Annotated in this window: 11 protein-coding genes and 1 tRNA gene; 5 read left to right on the forward strand and 7 right to left on the reverse strand. The window is 68.2% G+C overall.

The window, feature by feature from the left end:
* A partial coding sequence (locus Q0W90_RS19360) for a GAP family protein (protein ID WP_297775995.1) occupies positions 1-330 on the forward strand: 330 nt, incomplete at its 5' end.
* On the opposite strand, the gene Q0W90_RS19365 is transcribed toward Q0W90_RS19360, so the two are convergent.
* Positions 318-1,091 (reverse strand): hypothetical protein, encoded by a 774-nt coding sequence (locus tag Q0W90_RS19365; RefSeq protein WP_297775998.1) that lies wholly within the window; start codon positions 1,089-1,091, stop codon positions 318-320. The genes Q0W90_RS19360 and Q0W90_RS19365 overlap by 13 nt on opposite strands.
* 41 nt (positions 1,092-1,132) lie before the next feature.
* Between Q0W90_RS19365 and Q0W90_RS19370 the strand changes: the two genes are divergently transcribed.
* A complete protein-coding gene (locus Q0W90_RS19370; RefSeq protein WP_297776001.1) occupies positions 1,133-2,629 on the forward strand; it encodes a diacylglycerol kinase family protein in 1,497 nt (498 codons plus the stop codon).
* On the opposite strand, the gene Q0W90_RS19375 is transcribed toward Q0W90_RS19370, so the two are convergent.
* From Q0W90_RS19375 to Q0W90_RS19390, 4 genes are all read right to left on the reverse strand, one after another.
* Positions 2,577-4,019 (reverse strand): FGGY family carbohydrate kinase, encoded by a 1,443-nt coding sequence (locus Q0W90_RS19375; protein ID WP_297776004.1) that lies wholly within the window; start codon positions 4,017-4,019, stop codon positions 2,577-2,579. The genes Q0W90_RS19370 and Q0W90_RS19375 overlap by 53 nt on opposite strands.
* Entirely contained in the window at positions 4,016-5,416 is a 1,401-nt protein-coding gene (locus Q0W90_RS19380; RefSeq protein WP_297776006.1) for a mannitol dehydrogenase family protein, read from the reverse strand. The genes Q0W90_RS19375 and Q0W90_RS19380 overlap by 4 nt, the downstream gene beginning before the upstream one ends.
* A 44-nt stretch (positions 5,417-5,460) precedes the next feature.
* Positions 5,461-5,817: a DUF732 domain-containing protein gene (locus Q0W90_RS19385; protein ID WP_297596241.1), complete on the reverse strand. Its 357-nt coding sequence runs from the start codon at positions 5,815-5,817 to the stop codon at positions 5,461-5,463.
* A 152-nt stretch (positions 5,818-5,969) separates the two neighbouring features.
* Positions 5,970-6,308 (reverse strand): DUF732 domain-containing protein, encoded by a 339-nt coding sequence (locus tag Q0W90_RS19390; protein ID WP_297700929.1) that lies wholly within the window; start codon positions 6,306-6,308, stop codon positions 5,970-5,972.
* 511 nt (positions 6,309-6,819) lie between these two features.
* On the opposite strand from Q0W90_RS19390, the gene Q0W90_RS19395 reads away from it, so the two are divergent.
* Positions 6,820-7,338 carry a hypothetical protein gene (locus Q0W90_RS19395; RefSeq protein ID WP_297602059.1) on the forward strand — a complete coding sequence of 173 codons (519 nt, stop codon included), beginning with the start codon at positions 6,820-6,822 and terminating at the stop codon, positions 7,336-7,338.
* A gap of 189 nt (positions 7,339-7,527) precedes the next feature.
* Here Q0W90_RS19395 and Q0W90_RS19400 read toward each other — a convergent pair whose 3' ends face one another.
* Complete coding sequence (locus Q0W90_RS19400; RefSeq protein ID WP_297776009.1) at positions 7,528-8,343, reverse strand: L,D-transpeptidase; 816 nt, start codon at positions 8,341-8,343, stop codon at positions 7,528-7,530.
* A gap of 722 nt (positions 8,344-9,065) precedes the next feature.
* Between Q0W90_RS19400 and Q0W90_RS19405 the strand changes: the two genes are divergently transcribed.
* On the forward strand, positions 9,066-10,202 hold the full coding sequence (locus Q0W90_RS19405; protein ID WP_297602063.1) for a spirocyclase AveC family protein: 1,137 nt from the start codon (positions 9,066-9,068) through the stop codon (positions 10,200-10,202).
* An 86-nt stretch (positions 10,203-10,288) separates the two neighbouring features.
* Here the strand turns inward: Q0W90_RS19405 and Q0W90_RS19410 are convergent.
* Positions 10,289-10,362, reverse strand: a tRNA-Gly gene (locus tag Q0W90_RS19410).
* 173 nt (positions 10,363-10,535) lie between these two features.
* Here Q0W90_RS19410 and Q0W90_RS19415 point away from each other — a divergent pair.
* Positions 10,536-11,171 (forward strand): hypothetical protein, encoded by a 636-nt coding sequence (locus tag Q0W90_RS19415; protein WP_297700927.1) that lies wholly within the window; start codon positions 10,536-10,538, stop codon positions 11,169-11,171.
* Positions 11,172-11,338: the final 167 nt, after the last annotated feature.

An 11,338-nucleotide genomic window follows, 5' to 3' on the forward strand; every position in this document is an offset into this window, starting at 1 on the left:
AGCATCACCCCGGCCCGTGCGGGCATCACCGGGGCGGTGCTGGCGGTGGTGCGCCCGGATGTGGCGCTCATCTGTGTCCCGGCCGGCTTGGGCATCGGCACCAGCGGGCTCGGCGTCGCCGGCGACTGGGTGGCCGCCGCGTTCTTCGTGGCCATCGCGGCGTCGAGCGTCGCGATCCCGATCCTGGCCTACGCGGCCGCCGGTAGCCGCCTCGACGACACGCTGGCACGCCTCAAGGACTGGATGGACCGCAACAACGCCGCGCTGCTCGCCGCCGTCTTGGTGGTGATCGGTGCGATGGTGCTCTACCACGGGATTCACGCCCTGTAGCCGCCGTCGGCCAGACCGGCGTCCTCTTCGAGCCGGTTCGTCGCCCCAAAGACCAACTCGCGGAACAGCTCCCGCCCATAGCCGGCGAGCATGCCCAGATAACCCCGGTCCGCCCATTGCCGAGCGTGCCGCTCTTCGTGGTGCAACACCCGGTCCAGGTCCAGGCGGCTGCGGCGGGGCGTGCCGTGTCCGTCGAGGCACCACGTGTGTCCGGAGGAGACGATCCGGCGCAGCTGCTCTTCCGGGTCGGTGAGCCGGCCCAGGTTCACCATGAAGATGTCGCCCCAGGTGGTGCCGCCCCGCGCGCTGAACCGCCGCTGGATCCAGTTGCCGCCCAGCCCCATCAGCATGCCGTTGGGTGTGGTGACCAGGCGCCCCCCGTTGCGGTGCACGAATGCGACGTCGCGGGTGTAGCTCCAGCCGTTTTCCTGCTGTCGCAGGCTGATTCGCGCCACCTCGGCGGTGCCGAACGGGGTGGGCGGAAAGTCGGTGGGCCGCGCGCCCGCCGCCCCGTAGTCGGTGCCCGCGTTCAGGATGTAGGTCATCAGCGCCGCCGCGCGGGCGTCGCCCCCGCGGGCGCCCGGCGGCAGCAGGAAGAAGGATTGGCCGGCCGGGTCCCTGATCTCGGCCATCGTCGCCAGGACCGCGAAACTGGCGGGGCTGATGCCGTGGCGCCGCGTGATCTCGGCGATCGCGTGCGGGGTCACGCCGCGGCGTGCGGCGTTCTCCCGCCATCTCGTGCAATAGCCCTGTGCGTCCATGTCTTTCCGGTCAATTGTTATCCATGGTTAGGGTGGAGCGAATGAACAGGCGGCCCTGGCGACGCGCGCGCGGCATCAAACAGATCACCCGAGGACTGGGCACGCTGGACCGCGAACTGTTCGAGGCGATCGCCGAGACGGACACTCCGCTGCTGGACGCGGTCATGCCGCCGCTGACCCGGGCGGCCGATCATTCCAAGCTGTGGATGGCCCTCGGTGCGGCGCTGCTTGCCACCGGCCGGCAAAGCGCGCAGCGCGGCGCGACCCGCGGGATGGTGACGCTGGCCGTGACCAGCCTGGTCACCAACCAGGTCGCCAAGCGCATCCGCCGGCGGCAGCGCCCGGGTTATGACGTGGTGCCATTGGTCAGGCAGGTGCGCCGCCGCCCGGCGTCGAACTCGCTGCCGTCGGGGCACTCCGCCAGCGCCGCCGCGTTCGCCGTCGGGGTGGGCCTGGAGAACCCGCCGGTGGGCTTCGGGCTGGCGCTGCTGGCCGGGCTGGTGGGCCTGTCGCGGGTGGCGACCGGCGCGCACTATCCCGGCGACGTCATCGCCGGGTTCGGGATCGGCTCCGGCTTGGCCGTGCTGGGTGGCCGTCTCGTCCCGCCGATCGTCGAAACCGCGCTTCCGCGAACCGAACCGCTTCGCGTCGCGGCGCCGCGGCGGCCCGACGGCGCCGGAGTCGTCCTGGTCATCAACCCCGAGTCGGGCAGCGGCACCGGCGCCCGCGTCGTCGACGAGGTACGCGCCGAGCTGCCGAACGTCGACATCCGCGAACTGGGCCCCGACGACGACCCGGTGGAGGTCTTGCGCGGCGCGGCGGCCCGCGCCGAGGTGCTCGCGGTGGGCGGCGGCGACGGCACCGTGGCGGCCGCCGCGGGGGTGGCCATCGACGCCGGGCTGCCGCTGGCGGTCTTTCCCGCCGGAACGTTCAACCACTTCGCCAAGGACATCGGCTGCGACACCGTGGCCAAGACGGTCGACGCGATCCGGTGCGGCAGCGTGGCATGCGTGGACCTGGTGTGCCTCAACGACTCTCAGATGGTGCTCAACACCGTGAGCATCGGCGCCTATCCGGCCTTCGTGCGGCGGCGCGAAAAGCTCGAGAAGCGCATCGGCAAGCCGCTGGCCGGTCTTTACGCGATGCTGCGCACGCTGCGCAAGGACGAGCCCGTGCGCATCCGCTACGACAACAAGACCCTGCTGACATCGCTGTTCTTCCTGGGCAATTCGCTGTACCTGCCCACCGGGTTCGCGCCGTCGCGGCGCACCCGCATGGACGACGGCCTGATCGACGTCCGGATCCTGGAAGCGGGCCGGCCGTGGGCCAGGATTCGGATCCTGACCGCGCTGGCGTTGGGTCGGCTGGAACGCAGCCCGCTCTACCACGAGTTGCAGGTGCCGGAATTCAGCTTGAGCGTCGTCGACGGCCCCACGGTCATCGCCTGCGACGGCGAGATCGGCGACGAATACGACGCGGTCAACTTCACCGCGAAATACCGGATTCTTCGCGTGTTTCGTCCGCTTCCCGGCGACTAGCGACCCCGTCGGTGAGGTCGCGCACCTGCGCGTAGCGCGCCGGCACCTCGGGCGAGGGGGCGGCGTCGTATTCGTCGGTCGGCGGCGGATCCCACGCCGGTGGTCGGGGTGAGCCGCCCAACGCCCACGCCGCCTGTCGCGCCGCGCCCGCCGCGACGTACTGCGCCGGGGCGGGTACCAGCACCGGCATGCCGAACACCGCCGGCGCGATCTCGCGCAGCGCCCGGGACCGGGCGCCGCCGCCGACCAGCAGGATGCGGCGCGCGGCGACGCCGTGTGCGGCCAGATGCGCGATGCCGTCGACCAACGAGCACAACAGTCCCTCCACCGCGGCCCTGGCCAGATTGGCCGGCGTCGCATTGGAGACCCGCAGACCGTGCAATGCTCCAGTCGCGTTGGGCCGGTTAGGGGTTCGCTCACCCTCGAGATATGGCACCAGGACCAGACCTTCGCTGCCCGGCGGCGCCGACAGCGCGAGCCGGGACAGCTCGTCGTGGTCGACGCGCAGCATCGCGGCGGCCGCGTCGAGCACCCGCGCGCCGTTGAGCGTGCACACCAGCGGCAGGTAGCGCCCGGTGCCGTCGGCGAATCCGGCGACGAAGCCCGCGTCGTCACGGACCGGATCCGCGGTGACGGCGGCCACCACCCCCGACGTCCCGATCGAGACGATCACGTCGCCCTCCGCGGCCCCCAGGCCCAGCGCCGCGGCGGCGTTGTCCCCGAGGCCCGCCCCGAACGTCGTTGCGCCACCCGTGGTCCCGTCCGCCGGGCCCAGCACGGTGGGCAGGTGCGGACGCCGACCGCGCAGGGCCAGTTCCAGCAGATCGACGCGGTACTCGCCGGTTGCGGCGTCGTAGTAGCCGGTGCCGCTGGCGTCGCTGCGATCGGTGGTCAGCGCCGCGATGTCGGCGTCGCCGCGGAGCCGCCACGTCAGCCAGTCGTGGGGCAGGCAGACCGCCGCGGTGCGGTCCGCGTGGCGGGGCTCGTGGTCGGCGAGCCAGCGCAACTTCGACACGGTGATCGCGGCCAGCGGGACGATACCCACGGCCTGGGCCCACGCCCGCGCCCCACCCAGCTCACGCACGAGTGCGAGCGCGGCGTCGGCCGAGCGCACGTCGTTCCACAGCAGCGCCGACCGCACCACCCGACCGGTTCCGTCCAGGCACACCATGCCGTGTTGTTGCGCCCCAACAGCGAGAGCGTCGACACCGTCGAGCCCGCCCGCGGCGGCGAGGGCCTCTCGTGCGGCGGCTTCCCATGCGGCCGGGTCGATTTCGGTACCGGACGGGTGGCCGGCCCGCCCCTCGCGGACCACCTCGCCGGTCGCGGCGTCACACACCAGCACCTTGCAGGACTGCGTCGAGGAGTCGATCCCGGCGACCAGGGTCATGAGTCGGCCCCGATCAGCGCCCGCAGCGTGGCGCGTGCGCCGCGCCGGTGCAGGCAGTCGAGGGCCCACAGGTAGGCCTCGCGGAAGCGCGGTGCGTCGAGGAGGTCACCGAACAGCGCACGGTTGGCCAGAAACGCCTCCGGGTCGTCCCGCTGCGAGCGGGCGATCGGAACCAGCGTGTCCGCCAGCCGGTCCACCACCTCGATCGGTTCGCCCTGTTCGTCGACGCCCTCGGCGTAACGGGCCCAGCTCGCGACGATCGCCGCGGACAGCCGCACCGGGCCACCCGAACGCAGATTGTCGTGCACGACGGGCAGCAGCCATTTCGGGATGCGGTCCGAGGAATCGGCGCACAGCCGGGCGAGTGTGTCGCGTACGTAGGCGTTGGCGAAGCGGGGGAGGAGTTCGCTGCGGAAGTCGGCCAGAACCGCGATGCGCGCCAGCGTCGGCGTCGCCTCCGAATCAAGGTAGCGGGCAAGGAATTCGGCGATCAGCGGATCCTGGGCGGCTTCGTGCACCAGGCGGTATCCGGCCAGGTACCCGAAATAGCACAGGCCCTGATGGCCGGCATTGAGCAGCCGCAGCTTCATCGCCTCGTAGGGCGCGACGTCGTCGACGAGCTGGACGCCGGCCCGGTCCAGCGGTGGCCGCCCGTCGGCGAAGTCGTCCTCGATCGCCCACATGGCGAACGGCTCGGCCACGACGGGCCGCGCGTCGCGCACGCCGAATTCGGAGTCCAGCCGCGCCGCCACGTCCGGTGTGGTCACCGGCGTGATCCGGTCCACCATCGAGTTGGGGAATCTCGTCTTCTCGCGCATCCACTGCGCGAGTCCGGGATTGATCCGCTGCGCGTATGACGTGAAGGTGCGCCGCGCCACGTCGCCGTTCGCGACGATGTTGTCGCAGGACACGATCGTCGGGGCGGGCAGGTCGCGCGCTCGTCGCCGGTCACACGCCTCGGCCACCAATCCGAACACGGCGCTCAGGGGCGGCTGGTAGCCGCCTTCGGTGATGGTGAGCGAGATGATCCGGGTGGCCGGATCGGCGAGTAGTTCGATGACCGAGTCGGGATCCTCAGGCGCATAACGGAAGTCGACGATGGAGCCGATGACTCGCGGCTGCCGGGTGCCGTCGGGATGTTCGAGGATCAGCGTGTACAGGTGATCCTGGCCGCGCAGCGCGTCGCGCATCTCCTGGTCGCCCGGCAGCACGCCGACACCGCAGATGCCCCAGTCCTGCGCGAGCCCGGCGTTGAGCAGGCGGTCGATGTACATGGCCTGGTGGGCGCGGTGAAAGCCGCCGACACCGAAATGCGCTATGCCGATGCCGATTTGGCTGCGGTCATAGGTCGGGACGGGGATGTTGAGACCGGTCAGGTTCCGTGCGTTCAGCTTCACTCGAGTGTCACCTTAGCGCGAAGCCCGCCGCGACTGGCTCACCGCTAGGCGTTGGGACACAAATCGCGCAGGGCGAAGATCACCACGTCGGCGGCCTGCCGGCCGTTGATCCCGCCGGAGCCCTGGTCGGCATCGGAGCGTTGGATGGCCAGCAGCTCCAGCTGCTGGGGAGAGGCGCCCCAGGAAAGCTGCTGACATAGGTCCGCGCCCATCTGCAACAGCGCATCGTCGCCGCCGTCGACGGCGTGAATCCCGGCGTTGTGCAGGTCGTTGAGAAAGGCGGCCTGGTCGGCCCGCGCCGGCCCGGCCCAGATGATCCCGGCGAGCATCCCGGAAAGCAGCAGGCGACCCACCGTCAGCGCCGCGCCCATGAACCGGCCATAGAGCCTGCGTGCGGCCATCCAACGTCTCCTCATGTCTCGGCATTTCTCTGCCCGATGCCGATGATGCACTTTTACACAAAAGTGCATCACGCGCTGCGCAGAAAATCCGGAGGATGAATAGTCGGCGAAGACTCGCCGCGCCGACGGCGTTGGAATTCAGATCAGCGTGACTAGCTCGGGCACAGATCACGCACGGCGAAGACGACGATGTCGCCGGCCTGCTGGGGGCTCAGCCCACCGGCCCCCTGCCGTTCGTCGGAACGCTGCAGCGCCAAACCCTGGAGCTGCGCGGGTGGGGCGCCCCAAGATATTTGCTGGCAGATGTTCAGGCCGGCCTCCAAGAGCGCCGCGTCGCCGCCGGTCACGGCGTGGATCCCGTCCTTGTGCATGTCACTGAGAAAGCTGGCCGCGTCGGCCTGCGCCGGGCTGGCCCACACGAGGCCGGCGAGGAGCGGGCCACCGAACAGCGCTGAGGCGGCCAAACCGCCAGCTAGACGACGTGATGACATAATCTCGTCCCCTCTGCCTGTCAACGGTTGCGTTCGGGGTGTTCACCTCCATGTAACCTCCTGGACAGACTTTGTGCACCAAAATTTCCCTGTGAAAAAACTGCGGAAAAATCAAGTCCGCGGGATTTCACGTCGGCTTCGAGCCGCGGCGTCACGCCGGACCCGACGAGGCTGCCGACCGGGGGACCGGCGTCACGATCGGCGGCGGCCTGGTCCCTCACCCTGCGACCGGCCGCCGCATCGGCCGTTGACCGGCACAAACCGCTGAGCAGGCCCCGGGTGTGGGCGCATTGGCGCAGGTCAGCCAGCTTCTCCCGACGGCGGCTCGATTCGTGACCCCGTTGTGACGTCACCATTTGGAAACGGCGCGGTGCGGCGTGGCTCGTGTCGCGTATTGGCTGCTGACAATTGGCCCGGTCGGGAAAAGACGACCTCGGTACGGCTGGGCGGACCTGCCGCACCAATTGATTTGCGGAAATAGCTGAGCGTGAATAAAGGAGAGTTGACGCTGATGGCGATCGTCGATCGGTTCAACATGAAAGTGGTTGCCAGCGCTGCGTTGTGCGGAGCAGCTATAGCGTTGAGCCCCGACGCGGCGGCCGCCCCGCTGATCACGGGCGGCCACGCGTGCATCCAGGGCCAGGCGGGCGACGCGGCCCCGGCCGCCGGAGGCCCCGCAGCCGCCGGAGGCCCCGCAGCCGCGGGCGCACCGGCGGACATGTGCGCGGCGCCGCTCACAGACATGTCCGGCGTGCCGATGGCCGTGCCCGGGCCGCTGCCGCTCGGCGCTCCGGTGCCCATCGTGCCGCCGCTGCCCCTTGCGCCACCCGTGCCCGTAGTACCGCCGGTGCCGGTGGTGCCGGCCGGCGCTCCGCTGATCGCGCTTGGCGGCCCGGCGGCGGCCGGCGCCCCCTTGGAGGCGGCCGCTCCGATCATTGACATGTCCGGGGTGAAGGACGCGCCGACCGGTCCGGCGCCCACCGGCGGGCCGACACCCGGTCAGCCGGTTCGACCCGGACCCTCGAGCTGACGTCAAACGCTCGTTTCGGCTAGGCGGGCCCGCTGGCTAATCACCAGCGGGCCCGTTCCGTTGCGGGAGCTGGTCGATAGTAGTCGGGTGCGAAGCCGGGGCGGTGAAAGGCATTTATCCTCAACACAATCGAAGCCCCGCACCCGTCCTGCATGTGGGTGCGGAGCTTCGTGAAGATCGTCGCCGCTGCTAGTCCAGCACGATCACCGGATCGCCGACGTTGACGTGGTTGTAGTACCACTCGGCGTCATCGGGGCTCAGGCTGATGCAGCCGTGGCTGACATTCTCGAGCCCCAGTGATTGGACGGCCCACGGGGCCGAATGCACGAACAGGCCACGGTTGGTGATGCGGACGGCGTAATTGACCGTGAGTAGATAGCCGTTGGGATCGTCGACGGGGATGCCGACGCTGCTCGAATCCATGGTCACCGCAGGCTCTTTGGCGAGCACGGTGTACGCGCCGACCGGTGTCGCGTATTCCGGCCTGCCCAGCGAGGCCGGCATCACCCCTTGCTCCCCGAAGTGCGGCCGGTGATGCGGCGCCGGGAGTTGAGTCGGCGGTCCCGCCTCGACGCCGTCGATGCTCACGGTGAACGTGTGCTGCGAGATGCTGGCCACGCCGATGACGGCGGGGCCCGTTTTGATCTCCGAGGTCGCCTGGCCCACCGTCAGCGCAATCGTGCTGTGCGCCGGCCAGTATCGGTCCGGAACCCACTGCACGACCTTGTTGTCGAGCCATTCGAACTTGCCGGTCATCGCGGGTGTCGACTTGACGTCAACCGCGCGCTCGGCTGCGTGCCGGTCGGCTGAGTTGGTTACGGGCGTACGGAACGTCACCACCACGGGGTGCGCCACACCCACCACCTCGCCGCTCGTCGGCGAAACCGACGCGACGGCAGGTCTATGCGACTGGGTGGCCGCCGCCAGGCTGATACCAGCCGGCGTCACGACTACACTCGCAGCGAGCCCGACCACCGTAAGAACACACCGAACACCCGTCCGCATGGCCCCAATTCCCTTTAACTGACATAGTTGCAATAGGGATGATAAATGGCCGCTGACCTGCGGAAGCGCAACGGCACGTTGATATTCGGTCAAGCCTTGGTCACGTTTTGGCTACGGGGGCTTGGTTCGGGCGATGTGGTTCGTGACCAGGCGCTCGGCAGCGGGAGGAAAACACCAGCCCGGCGGGGCGCCCGCAGCGAATCGGGATCCCGTTGTGACCCGCGTGACGCTCACGATCGCGTCTAGCGCCACCCGCGTATTCGGCTTGGGAAATTCAGCGCGGGCGCGAACGACGCGATCGCGTCGTCGGCTGCCGGTAAGCACCACGTTAGCCCGGAACAGATATTTGGTCAACCGGGTGAGGATGCCGACCACCGCTGACGTTGAACCCTGGGAGGCGGCACGGGTGGTGGTCGCCGGGCGCTCATCGAGATTCGGCGGTCATCGGCAATCTGGTTGAGCTGATCGCATGTGTATCCGGTCGATTCGCCACCCGCATGATTGACGGTGTCGCCCACCCTCGCTATGGTCTGAACAAATATTAGGTTTAGTTCTGCTAGCCGAAACATCGCACGCAACGGGGGTTGCATGTCCTGCGAGAGCACCGCTGAACCGATCACGTTCGGCTACCTCGTGGATTTCACGTTGCCATCGGACTCGCCACCTGGGTGGGGGCCGGCCATCTCGTCTCATCTCGTCGACCACATTGGCAGGAGTAAGCAGTGACCACTGAAAAAACACAAGTCAAGAACAGCCCGGATCCGGTGCGCCCCGAGAAGCGAACGTGGCTGGGCGCAGGGTTGGCCATCGCAGCCGTTGCGGGGGTTGCGGTGCTCTTCGGGGTCAACGCGCGCAAGGGAATTGGGTCGGCCCGCGTCGCCAACCCGGGAGTCGAGGGCACGCCGCGCCCGGTCGAGCCGCTGTTCGGTTGGACCAATTGGTTGACCATCCTGGAGGTCTTCACGGTCGTCACGATGGCTGCGATCGTCACCTTGTGGGTGGTGCACTGGCGACGTAACCCGCACAACCCGGCGTTGCTGATGGCGATCGTCACCACTTTGATCGTGTGGCAGGACCCGATCATGAACTGGTCGCCGTTCGCCGTCTACAACCCGGAACTGTGGCACCTGCCCGAGGACTGGCCACTGGTGTCGTTGTCACCGACCGTCGAGCCGTTCGTCGTGCTCGGCTACGTCATGTTCTACCTCGGGCCCTACTTCCCGGCCATCTGGATTCTGCGGAAACTGCAGGCGCGCACGACAGCTGACTCGTTCGCCTGGCGACACCCGCTGGTCAGCCTGGCCGCCATCATCTTCCCCATCGGGGTGATCGTCGATGCGGCGCTGGAGATCACGCTGGTTCGCACGGGCATGTACATCTATTCCCAGGTGCCATCGTTTGCGTCGGCCTTCGTGGGGGAGACGTACCAGTTCCCGCTCATCTGGGAAGTGGTGGCGGTGAACTTCGTGATGGTTCCGGCCGGTGTGCTGCTGTACCGCGACGACACCGGGAAGGCGGTCGCGGAGAAGCTCGCGCAGCGGGCCCGCATCTTGGTGAGCCGTCCGCGGGTGGGCACATTCCTCGTGATGCTGGTGATCCTGAACGTCGCCTACTTCTGCTACGGCGGCCTGTTCGCGATCGTCAAATCGGCCCATCTGTCCACCTCGGTGGCATGCCCGTGGCCGTATCCGGAGGCGAAGATCTATGACCCCCAGGGGTTCTACGAGAAGAACGGCCAGGAAGGCCCGTACTCGGTCGGGATCATGTCGACGTGGATGAGTGGTCAGCCCGACGGCCGGCCCGATGTGCAGCGCGGAGAACTGAGCGACCGCTGCGGACCTGCGAACCCGAAAGGCTGAGCCGCGTACGTAGCGCCACGAGGCCGGTCGGGGGTTGCCGCCCGACCGGCTGTGGCCAGGAAACCGCGTCCTACCTGCTGAAAAGATGGAGCCGATGACGGGAATCGAACCCGCGTATTCAGCTTGGGAAGCTGATGTTCTGCCATTGAACTACATCGGCGCAGTCGCCTCAGCAGGCTAGCATCCGTCGGCGGACCTGATCGTCCGCGCGGGCGGCCTCACCTTCACCGACGCTTCGATCAAGAACGCACCCACGAAATCTAAGACGCCTATCTAACTATTCTCATAACGCCGACATTTATTATTTCGTTATCGCAACGTAATGTGCTCCGAGTGGGCCGACACGAATTAGCCAGGAAGCGACGTAGACCGTCAGTGGCCCTGGCTGCAGTGCTCGCCCCCGCGGCCGTGTTCTTCGCGGTCTCCGGAGACGTTCATCCATTTGCCGCCCAGCCGGCACCCAAACCCGTTATCAGCGACGTCGCACCCTGTTGCGTGCAAATCGTGACAGCCGCGTCGAAGCGGCCCGCTAAAGGACTCGATGACGGCCAGCCCACCGCCGCATCGCGCTACCACAGACAATCGCGTTTCTTGCCCGTCGGCATCGCGCCGGAGCAGGGCCTACAGGTCCGGACGATCTTGGTCGAGCGCAGCATCAGCGCCGACTTCCCCCAGATCCACGAGATTGGCGGGGTGCGACCGGATCCGCTGCCCTGGCATCCCCGGGGTATGGCGCTCGACGTGATGATTCCCAACCCCGACAGCGCCGAGGGCATAGCGCTGGGAAACTCGATCGTCGCCTACGTCATGCAGAACGCCGCCCGGTTCGGAATACAGGACGCGATCTGGCGGGGCGTCTACTACACGCCCGGTGGATCGCAGGCCAGCCGGCTGGGCCACTACGACCATGTCCATGTGACGACCATCGGGGGCGGATATCCGACGGGCGGGGAGGTCTATCTCCGCTGAACCCGTTCAGCAGCAGATAGGCTCGTCTCAGTGTCAGGGTGAGGTGCCGCGTGTTGCGGTGGTTGGATCCTGATCACCTGGTGTCTGGCTCATAGGCTCGGTGCCGCCCGTGGGGTTGGCGTTCATGCGTTTTGTCGGCATCAGGTGTGAAGGGCCGGCCGGCGTGA

Origin of the sequence: Mycobacterium sp., assembly GCF_025933915.1 — a bacterium.
Classification (GTDB): domain Bacteria; phylum Actinomycetota; class Actinomycetes; order Mycobacteriales; family Mycobacteriaceae; genus Mycobacterium.

Coding starts and splice junctions, on each gene's coding strand:
- Q0W90_RS19365 (WP_297775998.1), bottom strand. CDS start 1,091: ATGGACGCACAGGGCTATTGCACGAGATGGCGGGAGAACGCCGCACGC.
- Q0W90_RS19370 (WP_297776001.1), top strand. CDS start 1,133: ATGAACAGGCGGCCCTGGCGACGCGCGCGCGGCATCAAACAGATCACC.
- Q0W90_RS19375 (WP_297776004.1), bottom strand. CDS start 4,019: ATGACCCTGGTCGCCGGGATCGACTCCTCGACGCAGTCCTGCAAGGTG.
- Q0W90_RS19385 (WP_297596241.1), bottom strand. CDS start 5,817: ATGGCCGCACGCAGGCTCTATGGCCGGTTCATGGGCGCGGCGCTGACG.
- Q0W90_RS19390 (WP_297700929.1), bottom strand. CDS start 6,308: ATGTCATCACGTCGTCTAGCTGGCGGTTTGGCCGCCTCAGCGCTGTTC.
- Q0W90_RS19395 (WP_297602059.1), top strand. CDS start 6,820: ATGGCGATCGTCGATCGGTTCAACATGAAAGTGGTTGCCAGCGCTGCG.
- Q0W90_RS19400 (WP_297776009.1), bottom strand. CDS start 8,343: ATGCGGACGGGTGTTCGGTGTGTTCTTACGGTGGTCGGGCTCGCTGCG.